This window comes from Streptomyces sp. NPDC014764, from assembly GCF_043082785.1.
GTDB lineage: Bacteria > Actinomycetota > Actinomycetes > Streptomycetales > Streptomycetaceae > Streptomyces > Streptomyces althioticus.
Window position 1 is genome coordinate 72643 of the sequence record NZ_JBIBXY010000021.1, and the last position, 15226, is coordinate 87868.

Below are 15226 nucleotides of genomic sequence, written 5' to 3' on the forward strand. Positions count from 1 at the left end.
ATGGAGTCGATGCCGAGGTCGGCTTCGATGTCCATGCCGGTCTCGAGCATGTCGGCTGGGTAGCCGGTCTTGGCGGCGACGCTCTCCAGGAGCACCCTGCGCACCTCCTCGGCCGACGTGGCGGCCGGCGCGGGCGCGGCGGCCGGTTCCGGCGCGGCGGGGGCGGCCGCCGGCTCGGGTACGGCGGGCGCCGGGGCCGGGGCCGCCGCCGGGGCGAGCGCGGGCGCCTGCGCGTCGTACGAGGGGGCCGTCGCCGCGTACGCGGTCTGACCGCCGCCGCCCGCCAGGGCGTACCCGTCGCCGTTCACACCGGCCGGATACCCGTTGCCGTCGGCGAACGCGTACGCGTGACCGTTGCCGTTGCCGTTCGCCGGGACGAAGGCGGCGCCTCCGCCGGCCGCGGTCCGGCCGTCGGTCACCGCGACGCCGCTCTCCATCTGGGCGAGGCTGCGCAGCACTTCGCTGGCCTGGACGTGGCTCTGCCCGATCGCCAGGCTGTGCTGGGTGACCGCGGTGATGCCCGCGACGACGTTCTCGCTGGGCCCGCCGCGCCCGGTCTCCTCCAGCAGCACCCCGCTGAGCCGGTCGGCCACCCGCAGCTGGCCGTCCAGGTACTCCCGGTGCATCGACAGGTGTTCGCCCGCGACCATGCCGGTCGTGACGTATCCGGTGGTGAACGGCACTGACTGCCCGCCCGGGTACGGCGGGGCGGCCGGGTACTGTGCCGCGGCCGCCTGTCCCGCTGCGGCCGGCACCGGCGCCGGCGGGGGAGCCGCGGGCAGCGGCGCGGCGGGCGCCGCGGACGGGACGGCGTCGGGCGCGGGGGCGTCGGCCCCGGCGGCGGACGCGACGGTGTAGCCGTTCTCAAGAGCCTGCCGGTAGGCCTCTCGGCGAGCCTCGGGCACGTGGTTCACTCCATTCAGCGGGATGGTCATCCCCTCGGCCGGCGCTGCCGGTTCGATGTCTGCGATGTGACGGTTGATGCGGGTCAGCGGCAGGCCCAGGACGAGCAGCTGGGCCGCGAGCTGCTTGAGCGCCCGGTCGCCGTCCCCGCCGGGGCCGGCGTCGGCGCCGAGCACGACGACGTCGTCACGGCCGTCGAGGGTGGCGCGGACCAGCCCGGACAGCACCGACCGGGGGCCGAACTCGACGAAGACGCGGTAGCCGGCGTCGTACATCTCGTTCACCCGCGGCGCGAAGTGCACCGGCGCGGCCAACTGCCCCACCAGCACCTCGCGGTTGGCGGCGATCCGCTTGCCGTAGCTCGCGCCCGGCGTGTCGGCGAACACCGGCACCTTCGGCGCCCGCACCCGGGCGGAGGCCACCGCGGCGCCGAACCTCTCGACGGCGTGCGCCACGTACCGGGTGTGGAAGGCCGCGGCGACCGGCAGCTCCCGCGCCGTGACGCCCGCCTCGGCGCACGCGGCGACGAACGCACGGACCGCCTCGGTGCCGCCGCCGACCACGATCTGCTCGGGCGCGTTGACGTTGCACACGACGACGTCGTCGTGACCGGCGAGCAGTTCGGTGACCCGGTCGAGCCCCGCCTTGACCGAGGCCATCGCTCCCGGGTCCTCGGCGCCCTCGGGCCGGGCCGCCATGGCCGCCCCGCGGGCCCGCGACAGGCGGAAGAAGTCCTCGTCCCCGAGGCTGCCGGCCGCCCAGAGGGCGGTCAGCTCGCCGTAGCTGTGACCGAGGACGCCGTCCGGGGCGAAGCCCAGACCGGCCAGGTAGCGGTACTGCCCGGCCGCCAGCGCGCCGATCGCGGGCTGCGCGTAGTCGGTGCGGCGCAGCTCCGCCTCCTGCCGTTCACGGGTCTCCTCGTCGAAGGCGGTCGGCGCGAACACCACTGAGCCGAGCGGTCGTTCACCGGCGAAGTGCCGGGCGGCGGCGTCGAAGGCCGCGGCGACCGGCGGCACCGCCAGCGCCGCACGGGCCCCCATGCCGACGTACTGGCTGCCCTGGCCCGCGAAAAGCGCGGCCACCTTGCCGCCGCCGTCCAGTGCCGCACGCCGGTAGAACGCGCCGCGCGGCAGGGAGAAGGCCGACGCCTGCGGATCCTTGCGCAGCCGCTCCGCGGCCGTCCGCCGCAGCGCCGTCGCCTCCTCGTCGTCGCGGGCCACCAGGGCCAGCCGCGCGTGCGCCGCCGGCACCGGCTCGCCCGGGTCCTGCCCGGGCTCCTGCGACTCCAGCAGTTCCAGCAGCTCCTCCGGACCGGCGGCGTGCCACACGTGCACCCGGACCGCGGGACCCAGCACCTGCCGCTCGGCGGCGTCGCCAGGGTCGTGCTCCTCCAGCACGCAGTGGAAGTTGGTCCCGCCGAACCCGAACGACGACACCGCCGCACGGCGCCGCTCACGGGCCGGGTCGGCGATCCACGGCTTGGCCGTGGTGGTGAGGTAGAACGGCGAGTTCGCGAAGTCCACCGCCTCGCGCGGCCGTTCCACGTTGATCGTCGGCGGCAGCGTCCGCTCGTGCAGCGCCAGCGACACCTTGATCAGGCTCGCCGCGCCGGCCGCGGCCTTGGTGTGCCCGATCTGCGACTTGACGCTGCCCACGGCGGCGAACTGCCGCTCGTCGGTCGCCGCGCCGAACACGTCGCGCAGCGCCGTCAGTTCCGTCAGGTCGCCGACGGAGGTGCCTGTGCCGTGGCACTCCACGAGACCGACCTGCTCCGGCCCGAACCCGGCGTCCTCGTACGCCCGCCGCAGCGCGACGACCTGGCCCTCGCGGCGCGGCGCGTAGATGCTCTTGAAGCGGCCGTCGCTGGAGGAGCCCACACCCTTCAGCACGGCGTAGATCCGGTCCCCGTCCCGCTCGGCGTCCTCCAGGCGCTTCAGGGCGAGCATGCCGATGCCCTCACCGATCAGCGTGCCGTCGCTGTCCTCGTCGAACGGGCGGATGCGTCCGCTGCGGGAGAAGGCCGGCGTCTTGGAGAAGCACAGGTACATCAGGATGGTGTTCTCCGCGTCGCAGCCGCCCGTGAGCATCAGGTCGGCGCGCCCGGACACCAGCTCGGACACCGCCATGCGCACGGCCGCCAGCGAGCTCGCGCAGGCCGCGTCCACGGTGCAGTTGGTGCCGCCCAGGTCGAACCGGTTCGCGATCCGGCCCGCGACGACGTTGCCCAGCATCCCGGGGAAGGAGTTCTCCTCCCAGGGCGCGAACGCCTTGGTGAACTTGTCCGCGATCTCCTCGGCGTCCCGCTCGCTCAGCCCGCAGGACCGCACGACCTCCTTGAGCACCGGCGTCTGCAGCCGCGTGGCCAGCGGCTGGGTCAGCGAGTTGGCGCCGGTGATGCCGAGCACCACACCGGTGCGGGAGGGGTCGTACCACCCGGAGCCGGTGGCGCCCGCGTCGCGCAGGGTCTGCTTGGCCACCGTGAGGCTCAGCAGCTGCAGGACGTCGGTCACCTCGAGGGTGTTCGGCGGCAGCCCGAACTCCAGCGGGTTGAAGGGCACGGTGGGGACGAAACCGCCGTGCTTGGCGTAGGTCTTGTCCGGTGCCGCCGGATCAGGGTCGTAGTAGTCGGAGATCTTCCAGTGGGTCTCGGGAACCTCCTCGATGCAGTCGGTTCCGTCGACGACGTTGTTCCAGAACTCACCGAGATCACCGGAGCGCGGATAGAGCGCGCCCAGGCCGATGATCGCGATCGGCGTGTCGGCGAGCCTCCGGCTGGTGGTGCTGTGCTGAACCATGACGACTCCATGCCGTGGGGCAGGGTGTGGAAGGGCGTGGGCGTTTCGGGGGCCGTACGGGCCGGGCGGGCGCGGGGCCGCGGGCGCTGCGCCGCGGCCGGGCCGCCTCAGGTCCGGCTGTCGAGGGCGCGCGCGGCGGTGGTCTTCACGGCCACCGGGTCGCGCAGCATCGTGTAGTGGTCGCCGGGCGTGTGCTCGACCGTGAGATCGCCGGCGAGCTGCTCCCAGCCCAGGGGGGCCGGGGTGTCCAGCAGGCCGCGCTCCGGGCGCAGCAGGGTGACGGGGACGCGGGCCGGGCCCGGCCGGAAGCCCCGCACGAGCCGGTTGTTGCGCAGCAGCCCGTCCACGTAGGCGTCGTAGACCTTGCGCAGTCCGGGCAGTGTCGTGCCGGGCCGCAGCACGCCGTGCTCCAGCGCCTGGCCGAGCACCGCGGTCAGCGGGCCGTCCACGTCGCCGGGGCCGGCCGGGCCCGGCACGGGAGCCGTGAGCGTCCCGCCGCGCTTGGCGGCCAGATACATGCAGAACCAGGGGAGCACCAGGTCCGCGCCGACCTCCTCGTCATCGCGGATGTAGTCGGGCACCGGGGCGATGCTGTCCAGCAGCACGGCGCGGCGGGGGAGTTCGTGCGTCGCGAGGTGCGCGGTCAGGGCGTGCCCCACGACCCCGCCGAAGGACCAGCCCGCCAGTGTCCACGGCCGGTCGAACAGCCCCTGCGAGCGCAGGGCGTCCGCCGCCTGCCGGGCCAGCTCGGGCACGGTGACGCCGGCCCGGCCGCCGCGCAGGGCGGCCTGGAAGTACTCCGGCACCTGCTCCAGGTCCACCACGTGCAGCGCGGCGCCCGGGGGCAGCGCGGCCGCCAGTTCCGCGTAGTGCCCGGCCGGCAGGGCGCCCGGGTGCACGACGAGCACCCGCCGCCGCGGCGTGCCGGACGCGGGACCGAACGCCCGGACCAGCGGCGGGGCGGGACGACGTGCGCTAGGCCGCATGCTCCGCCTGCCTCTCGACTATGTGGCGGGACAGCTCGGCGATCGTCGGGTGGTACCACAGGGCGGTGGTCTCGAGCTCGAACCCGAGCCAGTTCTCCAGCTCCCCGGAGAGCACCAGGGCCTCCGTGGAGTCGAGGTCGAACTCGTCGAAGTACTGGTCGGGATCGACGTCGGACGGCGGCACGCCCAGCTTGTGTGCCACCTTCTCGACGAGCCAGGCCTGGACGGCCGCGGGCGTCAGCGGCGCGGAGCTGCGCCCTTCGATGGTTTCGGACACGGTCCACCTCTCAGGTGCGGTGCGTTGTGGTGAAGGAGCGGGAAAGGAGGGGACGGCCGGTCAGCCGGCGGCCGCCCGCGCGGACCGCCGGATCGATTCGGCCGCCGCGTTCCCGGAGTCGAAGGCGGACTCGTGCGAGCCGATGATGTCCGGCCCCATCTTCCGGGAGTGGAAGTACGACCCGGCGAACCGGACGCGGGACCCGGAGTCGTTGACCGAGTGGATGTCCGCCTGCAGCCGGCGGGCCGGCAGGGAGAACACCGGGTGCCGGTAGGAGATGTCCGCGACGACGCACTCCTCACGGATCGGCACGCCGGAGTCCAGGGTCAGGAAGTAGTCGCGGGAGGCCGTCAGGCACTGCAGGTCGTTGAGGTAGTAGTTCACCCACGACGCCTGCTGCCCGTCCACCTGCCGGCGCCCGTAGTTCCAGCTGCGCCAGCCCGCCGTGTCCTTGGGCATCACGGCGGCGTCGGTGTGCAGCGTGGCGCGGGTGGGGTGGTAGCGGACGGCCTGAAGCCGGCGCTGCCGCTCGTCGGGGTTCTCCAGCACGCGCAGCGCGTCGTCGGCGTGCGTGGCCAGCACCACGTAGTCGTACCGCCCCAACTCGGCAGCACCGGACCGTACTTCCACCCCGTCGTCGGTCTCCCGTACGCGGGTGACCGGCGTGCCCGTCCGCAGGTCCGCCCCCGCCTCGCGCAGCACCCGTTCGACGGCCCGCAGGTAGCTGATGCTTCCCCCGGTGACCGTCCGCCACGGGGCGGTGCGTCCGCCCAGGCCCTCGGCGCCGTGCGCGTAGAAGAAGGCGATCACCGTGCTCGCCGGCATCTCCCAGATCTGCTCGGCCGGCACCGACCAGGCGGCGGTGGAGATGAGCACGATGAACCCGTACCGGAACTCCTGCGAATAGCCGTGCCGGTCCAGGTACTCGCCCAGCGGGATGTCCGCCTGCCTGCGCATGAAGTGCCGCGGCGACTCCCGCAGGAAGCGCCGCGCCTCCTGCCACAGCTGGACGAAGTCGTCCGGGTAGCGTGCCCGGATCTCCTCCTCCGGCAGCTCGAAGTCGTCGGACACGTACGTCGTCTGCGCGTCCAGGTCGAAGAAGGAGAACTTCCCCGGATGGCTCTGGGTGGCCACCCCCAGGTCCGCGAAGAACCGCGTCAGCGTGGGGTAGTGGGGTTCGTTGTACACGATGAACGCCGTGTCGAGGCCCAGGGTGCGGCCCGAGTCCTCGACCTCGATGGTGTTGGCGTGGCCTCCCAGCCGGGATTCCGACTCGAACAACGTGACCTGTGCGTCGTCACGCAGGTGGTAGGCGGCGGAAACGCCGGCCACGCCACCTCCCACGACCGCCACTCGTGCTTTCACAGTCAGCCTCCGACCGGCATTGATGAACACGTCGTGCTGTCTCGAACGAGACCGTCGATTCAGACAGAGGCGGCGGCGGCCTCCCGGATACACGGAATCGAAAACCGCCTTCTGCCTCGGGGATCCGCGGCCCCCGGACGACCGGGAAACCGGCCACCCGGCACCACCGGGCCACGGCCGCCGGCACTCCGCATGGCCGGTACTCATCGCATGGCCCCGCAGCACGGACCCCCGCAAGGCCCCTGCGCAAGGCCCGCCCGCACGCCCCCCGCGCACGCCCCCCCCGCAAGGCACCTCCTCAAGGACCGCCCGCACGCCCTCCCCGCAAGGCACCTCCTCAAGGCCCGCCCGCACGCCCCCCGCGCACCGACCCCCGCAAGGACCGCCCGCACGCCCCCCGCAAGGACCCCCGCACGGACCGCCAGCACGGCGGCCAGGCACGGAGCCGCACCCCACCGCCCCGCGCCGGGACGGCACGCGGCCGGGAGGCTCACGGGAACTCATGGCGGCCGGTCGGGGGGATCGCCGTAAGCCCGGCGCGCCCGGCGGGCCTGCCGCTGCACAACGGGACGGTGTGCGGGCGCAGAAGGCCCGTGGCGGCGCGTCGGAGGGGGGAGGGGGCCGCCGCCGGTCCGCCACCCTCGGCGGCTCCGCGGGCCCGGCCGCGGAGCCTACGCGGCGGTCCGCCCCACCAGCTCGCTCAGCTGGGCGATCGCCGACCGCAGGGCGTGCTGGTCCGACGCGATCCGCTCCACGAGGGCACGCAGCCGTTCCAGTTCACCGCTGTCCGCGCCGCCGTCCCGGCCCGCCCTGCCGAAGCGGGCGTCACCCGGGGCCGGGGGGACCGGCCGCAGGGCCCGTCCACCGCCGACCGGCGGCATCCTGCGCGGACCCGCCAGGGCCCGGCCCAGCTGCTCGCGGAACCGCGGGCGGGCCGGGTGGGCGACAACCGCCTCGCGCAGTTCCGGCACGATCCGCCGGTGCTGCCCGGTCAGCAGCGCCAGGTCGAACACGGCCTCCAGCGCGCCGAGCCGTTCCTGCTCCAGTACGACGGCCAGCGCGTCCCCGGCGGGTCCGCGGGGGCCCGCCAGCGCGTCCCCCCGCCACTGGCCCAGCGCCTGACGGAGCAGCAGACCGGCTTCCTCGGGGTCGCTCCCGGCCAGGGCCCGTGCCCGGCGCACCCCGAGGCGGAAACGCGCGCTGTCCAGCTCCTCCGGGCCCACCCGCAGCAGGTATCCCGCGTCGCGGGCCACGAGCCGGGCCGCTCCCGGGCCGCCGGGCTCCGCCCGCTCCATGGCCCGGCGCAGCCGGGAGACGTGGGCCTGCAGGGCGTTGCCCGCCTTGTGCGGAGGCCGGCCGCCCCACAGCTCCCGCACCAGGACGGAGACGGGGACGAGGGTGTTGGGGTGCGCCAGCAGCGCCTTCAGCAGCCGCTGCTGCATGGGGCTGGTCAGTTCCGTGACCGCTCGCCCTCTGTCGTCGTACATCTGCAGCGGTCCGAGCATCCTGAACTGCATGGCTGTCTCCCCCGTACGGCGTCGGGCCCGGTTCGCCCTCGACGCCGAGTCCACCACGCGGCCGGCGCCCGCGCCTGAGTGGCGGTCACTCATCACCCGGCGCCCGCGCCGCCCCGCGGCCGGCCCGAAGCTGAGTGACGTCCACTCAGGCGCGGGCGGGGGAGCCCCTGCTTTCCTGACGCCATGCCCCTGTTCCGCTCCCGCCCCCGCACCCGCGCCCGCACGCCGAGGCGCACGGCGCCGGCGGCCGCGTCAGCCGTTGCCGAAGCGCAGCGCCGAGTGGTGCTCCTGCGCGAGCCGCCGCAGGGCCAGCAGCGCGGGCTCCAGCAGCACGGTCAGCAGGACGGCCCGTTCGGCCTGCTGCAGCGGGTCGCCCGCGTCCCGCAACTGGTCGAGGTCGAGCCTCGCCGCCCGGTCGGCGAGTTCGGCGTACGGGACGAGGGAGCGCCAGTCGTAGTCCACCCCGAGCGCCCGCATCGTCTCCAGCGTCTCGGCGACCACCTGCGCGGCGGGCGGGTTCGGGGACGTCTTCCAGCCCATCTCGGCGGTCAGCGCGGCCACGTCCTCGGCGGCGTCCCTCGCACCGGCCGGTTCCGCGGCCCCGGCGCCGGCCGGTTCCGCGGCGCCGTCCCGGCGAGGCGGCCGACCGGACCGCTCCACGGGCAGCGCGCCGAGCACCAGCCCGAGCAGCAGATGCACGTCGCCCTGCTGTTCGTCCACCGCGGCCAGGACGTCCTTGGTGGCGCTCACGGACAGCCCGCGGACCCCGATCAGGGAGCGGATCAGCCGCAGCCGGCGCACGTGGTCCTCGTCGTACTCGGCCTGGTTGGCGGCGGTGGGACGGCCCGCGGGCAGCAGACCGTCCCGCAGGTAGTACTTGATCGTGGGGATGGAGACCCCGCTGCGGCGGCTCAGCTCGGAGATACGCATCGGTCCGCTTCCTGCTCGTCCTGTTTTCCATTGTCCACCGGATAACGGCTAGTGCCACTGTCCATAACGGCCTACGATGGATAGTGCCACTCACCACTCCAGAAGGCGAGACCACGGTGCCCACACTTCCCTGGACCGTCCCGAATCCGCCCCCGCCGCACGGCACGGCGTTCGTCATGGCGTCCCGCTTCGAAGTGCGGACGCTCAAGGACGTGCCCCGCTTCTTCCTCCGCTCCCTGGCCGCCTGGAAACAGGTCCGCTCGGCCCCCGGCGCCTACGGCGCCTCACTGATCGCGCAGCCCGCCCGGCGCGTCTTCTACACGCTGTCCGCCTGGCAGGACCGCGACGCCCTCTACGCCTACGCCAGGACCGAACCGCACCGCGGCATCATGACGTCGCTGCGCTCCACGATGCGCGCCTCCACCTTCACCTTCTGGGAAGTCGACACCACCGGACTGCCCATCACCTGGGACGACGCCAGGCGCCGCCTGACGGAGCAGGCGCGCACCGACGCGGCGGGCGACGCCTGAGCCGCGCAAAGACCTCCGGCCCGGGGCACCCCCGTCCCCGGGCCGGAACCACCTTCCCCGAGGCCGCACCGAGCCCCGCCTCCCCGAGGAGTCCTCTTGAGCACCGCACCGCTCAGCGCGGCCGAGCGCCGCCGCCCGCCCCTGTGGCTGTCCATCGTCGCGTGCAGCGTCCCCATGTTCATGGTCGCCCTCGACAACCTGGTCGTCTCCACGGCGCTGCGCACCTTCGCCGCCGAGTTCCAGGCCGACACCACCGACCTCCAGTGGTTCGTCAACGCCTACGTCCTCAGCTTCGCCTGCCTGCTGCTGACCGGCGCCGCCCTCGGCGACCGCTTCGGCAGGCGACGCCTGTTCGTCCTCGGCATCGCCGCCTTCACCCTCGCCTCGCTCGCCTGCGCCTTCGCCGACACCAGCGGCGAGCTCATCGCCGGCCGGGCCGCCCAGGGCGTCGGCGCCGCGGCCGTGATGCCCCTGTCCCTGACACTGCTGGCACAGGCGGTGCCCGACCGGCTGCGCAGCCTGGCCCTCGGACTGTGGTCCGCCGTCAGCGGCCTGGCCGTCGCCCTCGGACCGGTCGTGGGCGGCGCGGTCGCCGACGGCCTCGGCTGGCAGTGGATCTTCTGGATCAACGTGCCCGTCGGTCTCGTCGCCGTCCCGCTCGCCCTGGCCGTGCTGCGCGAGAGCAGCCTGCCCGGCACCCGCATCGACCTGGCCGGCATGGCCCTCGCCACCGGCGGCCTGGTCGCGGTCGTCTGGGCCATCGTCCACGGCGAGTCCGACGGCTGGACCTCCCGCACCGTCCTCGGCGCCTTCGCCGCCGCAGCCGTCCTGCTGACCGCGTTCGTGCTGTGGGAACGCCGCGCCCGGCAGCCGCTGCTCCCGCTGTCCTTCTACCGGATCCGCCCGTTCGTCCTGTCCAACGTCGTCTCCGTGGCGATGTACTTCGGCGTCTTCGGGTCGATCTTCCTGCTCGCCCAGTACCTCCAGGTCGCCCCGGAACGCAGCCCGCTGCACGCCGGTGTCCTCACCCTGGCCTGGACGCTGATGCCGATGTTCATCGCCCCGCTGGCAGGCGCGCTCACCGACCGGGTGGGCGGCGGACGGCTGATGGCGCTCGGCCTGTTCCTCCAGGCCGCCGGACTGGCCTGGCTCGCCCTGGTGGCCGGCCCGGACACCCCCTACTCCCGGCTGGTCGGCGGCATGGTGATCGCCGGGGCGGGCATGGGCTTCGCCTTCGCGCCCACGGCGGCCGTCGTCCTCGGCTCGGTCGCCCGGGAACACCACGGCAAGGCCTCCGGCGCCAACACCACCGTCCGCGAGATCGGCGGCGCCCTCGGCATCGCCGTGCTGAGCACGGTCTTCCTCCACCACGGCAGCGACCACGGCGGCCCCCAGCAGTTCGTCGACGGGCTGCGCCCCGCCGTCTGGACGGGCGTCGCCGTCGTCCTCGCCGGCGCCCTGTGCGCCCTCGCCATCCCCCGCCCCGCCCACGACACCACCCCGGAACCGTCCACCCCCGACCAGGACAGGACTCCGGCCCCCGCCTGACGGGAGGCCGGAGACCCGGGGCTCCCTCCCCGCCGGTACCCTCCGGGTTCCGGCGGCTCACCCCACGGAGCCCAGCGGCTGCGCGCACATCGCGCACCGCCCCCGCTCCTCGGCGCCCGCCGGCCGGGGACGGGGGCGCGCCGCCCGCCCGGCCTGTGCCGTCCTCCCGGCGCCCACGGCCCCCGCGCCCCCGCCGTCGGGGACCGGACGGGTCACCAGCAGCTCCGACAGATCGGCACGCTGCACCACCCCCAGCTTGTGGTACACGCGGTGCAGATGGTTCTCCACGGTCCGCACCGACACCACCAGCCGGTCCGCTATCTCCCGGTTGGACAGCCCGCCCGCCGCCAGCGCGGCCACCTCCCGCTCCCGGGTCGTCAGCGCCGCCGTGACGTCCGTACCCCGCTCCCCGGGCTCCGCCCACGGCGGCAGCGCACCCCCGAACCGCGCGCACAGCTCCTGCGCCGCCGCACTCGCCAGCCGCCCCTTCCTGCGCCGCCCCGCCGCCCGGTGCACGCGGCCCGCCTGCTCGGCGGCCTCGGCCGCGGCCGGGAGCGCCGCCAGCGACCGGAACCGACCGGCCACCGCCACCAGCGCCTCGGCGTCGCCCCGCGCCAGCGCCCGTACCTGCTCCGCCTGCAGCCGCGCCTCCTCCGCCCGGCACCGCAGCGCCAGCCGCTGCACCCGGGCCGCCGACGGCGCCGCGTCCGTCGCCCGAGCCGCCAGATGCAGCGCCGCGATCGCGGCCGGCAGCCGCCCGCCCGCCTCGGCCCGGCCGGCGACCTCCAGCGCCTGCGCCGCGGCCCCCGACCGGTCTCCCGCGTGCGCGAGCACCACCGCACGCTCGAAGCCGATCGCATCGTCCAGCACCGGCCTGCGCACCCCGGCCCGCTGCGCGGAGCGCGCCTCGGCGAGCGTCCGCAGCGCCTCACCGTGCCGCCCCGCCTCCGCCAGCGCCCCGGCCAGCTGCGCCAGCACCCACGACGGCGACGTCAGCCAGTCGTACCCCGCCCGCACCGCACCCGCCTGCCACAGCAACGCCGCCGCGTCCTCGGGCCGTCCGCGCCGGCGCAGCAGCCGCGCCTGGTACACCCACGCCCGCAGCTGCCCCAGCCGGCCGGCCCCCGCGGCCCCGCGGACCAGGCGGGCGACCGCCGTGCCCGCCGCCCGCAGATCGCCCTGCACCAGCGCGCAGTGCGCCGCCACCGAGCGGAAGTCCAGCAGCGCCTCCTCCGGCCACGCCTCGGCCTGCCGGGCCCAGGACGCCAGCAACGCCGACGCGCCGCCCGGATCGCCGAGTTCGGCGCGGGCGAACGCCACCACCGGCAGCAGCCCGGCCGCACCGGCCCGCTCGCCCGCCCCCGTCCCGCCGGACGAGCCGCCCGCCGCCCCTTCGCCCCGTCCGGCCGGGGCCGCAACCGCTTCCCCTCCGGCCGGCACCGGACCCGGCCCACCCAGGCCCACGACCGCCTCCCCGGCCGCCACCGCCTCCGGCAGCCGGTCGGCCAGCACGGCGAGCACCGCACGGGCGGTCAGCAGCGACCCGGCGCCCGCACCGCCCAGCCGGCGCTGTTCCTCCTCCAGCACCGCCGCGGCCGTCTCGACACGCCCCAGTCCGAAGGCGATGTTCGCCACCCTCGCCGCGACCGCCTCGGCCCGCCCGGCCGCGCCGCCCGGGCACCCCCGCACGGAGGCGAACACCTCCTCGGCCTCCTCGTGGCGGCCCTGCCCGGCCAGCACCCGCCCCAGCAGCAGCGCCACCTCCCCGCTCCCGCCCTCCGCACGGCCGGCCCCGCGCTCACCGGAGTCCTCGTCCGTCACCAGCCGGCACAACTGCTCGGCGCGGGCGAACTCCTGACGCCGCACCGCCGTACGCGCCGCCTCCAGCAGCAGGCGCCGCTCCGGCACGAGCCCCGCGGCGACCCGCAGGGTGACCGTGCGCAGCACCTCGTCCGGACCGGTGCGCTCACCGTCCTCGATCGCCTCGGCGGCCTGCAGCCGCAGCCGGCGCGCGGTCAGCGCGGGCATCCGCGACACGACCGTCCGGCCGGCCAGCGGCAGTGCCAGCCGCAGCCGCACCCGCCGGCCCGTCTGCTCCACCCGTACGACGCCCCGCCGGCTCAGCGCCTCGGCGGCGGACGCCAGCCCGCGCCGCGCGACGGCGTCCGCCTCCAGCGGCTCGGCGACCGCCAGCATGCCGACCAGCTCCTCCTCCTGCGCCGACAGATCCCGCAGCCACAGCAGCAGCACGTCGGCCAGCCGCCGGGGCGGACCGCCCGCCAGGCCCGACCAGCTCCACACCTCCCGCTCCCGCCGCAACGACCCCTCGTCCAGGGCATGTTCCACCAGCTCACGCAGGACCAGCGCATTGCCCTGCGTCGCCGACCACAGCCGCTCCAGCGAGCCGGCGTCCAGCCGGCCGCCCAGCCGCGCCCGCAGCATCGCCGCCGTCGCGGTCCGGTCGAAGGGGGCCACCTCGACCCGCTCCACCAGCTGCTCCACCCACAGCCGGTCCACGCCCACCGGATGCCGGGCGTCCTGCCGCACCGTCGCGGCCACCGCCAACTGCCCCGCCGCGGCCGTCCGGTACACCCGGTGGGCGTCCGCCTCGTCGAGCAGATGGGCGTCGTCACAGCCGAGCACCACCCGCTGCCCGCCCCCGGACTGCCGCAGCCACCACAGGCACTCCGCGACCGAGCCGAACGCCCGCACCCCACCGGACCCCCGCCGGCCGCCCACCCCGCCGACCGTCACCACCGTGCGCCCCGCCGCCGCGGCCTCCTCCAGCACGGCGGCCAGCAGCCGGGTCCTGCCCACACCGGGACCCCCCGTCAGCAGCACACCCCCGCCCTGCCGCAACGCCGCGCCCGCAGCGCCGAGTTCGCTCTCGCGTCCCGCCAGCACCCACTGCTGCCCCGTGTCGATCGGCATGTGTCTCCCCGTCCGGTGAACCGGCGTCAGCACGGCACGGGTGACGGCCCACGGACACCCGCCCGGACCCTGACTAAGCGCCTCCGCTCTCGGCCCACTCGAGAACCCCTCGACCCCCCGGGACCGCCACGGACTCCACCGGCACACCAACTCCGCGCCGTACAACGGCGGTCATGGACTCCGCATTCGTCGAGGCGCTGCTCGGGGCGCGACACCCGCTGGTGATGGAGATCAAACCGCGCGACGCGCACGGCGCCGACCTCGTCGCGGGCCGCACCCCCGCCGACCTCGTGGCCGCCTACGAGGAAGCGGGCGCGCCCTGCCTGTCGGTGGTGACCGGCCGCTGGTTCGGCGGCACCCCCGCCCTGCTGCGCGAGGTCGCCCGCCACACCTCCGTGCCGCTGCTGCAGAAGGACTTCATCACCCGCCGCGCCCAGCTGACCGACGCCCGCGAGCTCGGCGCCTCCGCCGTCCTGCTGACCGCGGGACTGCTCCCGGTGTCGGCCCTGCGCACCCTGGTCGACGCGGCGCTGCGCGAGGGTCTCACCCCGTTCGTCGAGATCACCTCCGAGGCGGAGCTGGAGCGGGTGCCCCGGCCCGGTGACTGCGTGATCGCCGTCAACAACAAGGACATCAGGGCCCGGGAACGCGATCCGGCCGACCTCTCCCGCAGTCACGCCCTGCTGCCGGCCCTGCGGGCGTCGGGCACGCCCTGCCCGGTCAGTGCCAGCGGCATCGACACGCCGTCGGCCGCGGCCGGGCTGCTCGCGGCCGGCTACCGGGGCCTGCTGATCGGCACGGCGCTGCTGCGGTCCGAGGACCCCGGGGCCTGGTCCGCGGCCGGGTCCGGACTTTTGGCGGAGCGCCGAGTTCCGTCTAGGGTGGCCTGTAGTCAAACTTGAACAGCTGGACCGCACCACCCGGGAGCCCTGCGTGACCCTGCCCCAGACCGGCTACACCCCCACCGCCGAGGACCGCGCGAGCCTCGACGCCTGGTTCGAGCAGTACGACCTGCTGTGCACCAAGTGCGATGTCGAACGCATGGCGGACCAGGCGGTGTTCCCGCTCAACCTGATCAGCGACGACTCGGCGGGCAACGGCAGGTCGGCCCAGTGGGACCGCCGCCAGTTCGTCGAGACCATGGCCCACGTCATGGGCGACGGCACCCAGGAGGTCACCTTCCGCAACACCCGCACCCCGGTCTTCCTCTCCGCCTCCATGGCGGTGGTCTTCACCCACTCCGTCGTCACCGCGGGCGACCAGACCTACGAGACCGACTACGCCGACGTGCTCGTCCGCAAGGACGGCGCCTGGGCGTTCCAGACCATGATCCAGGGCGGCTGGGGCGACAACCTCTGACCGCCGGGCCCGCCCAGGGCCCCCACCCGCTCCGGCAGGGCCGCGTCACCCCCCGTCCGCGGCCCTGCCGGACCTCCCTCCGCCG

Annotated in this window: 11 protein-coding genes; 4 read left to right on the top strand and 7 right to left on the bottom strand. The window is 75.3% G+C overall.

Features of this window, described 5'->3' with window-relative positions:
* The 6 genes from ACF1AG_RS30890 to ACF1AG_RS30915 form a co-directional block, all read right to left on the bottom strand.
* Window positions 1-3698 (bottom strand): beta-ketoacyl synthase N-terminal-like domain-containing protein (locus ACF1AG_RS30890; RefSeq protein ID WP_391810750.1); only part of this gene is annotated, 3698 nt, incomplete at its 3' end.
* 107 nt (window positions 3699-3805) lie between these two features.
* Window positions 3806-4684: a thioesterase domain-containing protein gene (locus ACF1AG_RS30895; RefSeq protein ID WP_387798364.1), complete on the bottom strand. Its 879-nt coding sequence runs from the start codon at window positions 4682-4684 to the stop codon at window positions 3806-3808.
* Window positions 4674-4961, bottom strand: a complete 288-nt coding sequence (locus ACF1AG_RS30900; RefSeq protein WP_359601231.1) for an acyl carrier protein — start codon at window positions 4959-4961, stop codon at window positions 4674-4676. Before ACF1AG_RS30900 ends, ACF1AG_RS30895 begins: the two co-directional genes overlap by 11 nt.
* Before the next feature lie 60 nt (window positions 4962-5021).
* Window positions 5022-6356, bottom strand: coding sequence for an NAD(P)/FAD-dependent oxidoreductase (locus tag ACF1AG_RS30905; protein WP_391810751.1), 1335 nt, complete (start codon window positions 6354-6356; stop codon window positions 5022-5024).
* A gap of 641 nt (window positions 6357-6997) precedes the next feature.
* Entirely contained in the window at window positions 6998-7843 is an 846-nt protein-coding gene (locus ACF1AG_RS30910) for a BTAD domain-containing putative transcriptional regulator (RefSeq protein WP_359601230.1), read from the bottom strand.
* Window positions 7844-8095: 252 nt separating this feature from the next.
* Window positions 8096-8773 carry a MerR family transcriptional regulator gene (locus ACF1AG_RS30915; RefSeq protein WP_359751109.1) on the bottom strand — a complete coding sequence of 226 codons (678 nt, stop codon included), beginning with the start codon at window positions 8771-8773 and terminating at the stop codon, window positions 8096-8098.
* A gap of 116 nt (window positions 8774-8889) precedes the next feature.
* On the opposite strand from ACF1AG_RS30915, the gene ACF1AG_RS30920 reads away from it, so the two are divergent.
* Together ACF1AG_RS30920 and ACF1AG_RS30925 are read left to right on the top strand one after the other, a co-directional pair.
* Window positions 8890-9303, top strand: a complete 414-nt coding sequence (locus tag ACF1AG_RS30920) for a DUF3291 domain-containing protein (RefSeq protein WP_093767699.1) — start codon at window positions 8890-8892, stop codon at window positions 9301-9303.
* Window positions 9304-9399: 96 nt separating this feature from the next.
* A complete protein-coding gene (locus tag ACF1AG_RS30925) occupies window positions 9400-10851 on the top strand; it encodes an MFS transporter (RefSeq protein WP_359601228.1) in 1452 nt (483 codons plus the stop codon).
* A 57-nt stretch (window positions 10852-10908) separates the two neighbouring features.
* On the opposite strand, the gene ACF1AG_RS30930 is transcribed toward ACF1AG_RS30925, so the two are convergent.
* A complete protein-coding gene (locus ACF1AG_RS30930; protein WP_391810752.1) occupies window positions 10909-13782 on the bottom strand; it encodes a LuxR C-terminal-related transcriptional regulator in 2874 nt (957 codons plus the stop codon).
* A 173-nt stretch (window positions 13783-13955) separates the two neighbouring features.
* On the opposite strand from ACF1AG_RS30930, the gene ACF1AG_RS30935 reads away from it, so the two are divergent.
* Both ACF1AG_RS30935 and ACF1AG_RS30940 read left to right on the top strand, forming a co-directional pair.
* On the top strand, window positions 13956-14684 hold the full coding sequence (locus tag ACF1AG_RS30935; protein ID WP_359751115.1) for an indole-3-glycerol-phosphate synthase: 729 nt from the start codon (window positions 13956-13958) through the stop codon (window positions 14682-14684).
* 31 nt (window positions 14685-14715) lie between these two features.
* Complete coding sequence (locus ACF1AG_RS30940) at window positions 14716-15141, top strand: nuclear transport factor 2 family protein (RefSeq protein WP_167742001.1); 426 nt, start codon at window positions 14716-14718, stop codon at window positions 15139-15141.
* Window positions 15142-15226: the final 85 nt, after the last annotated feature.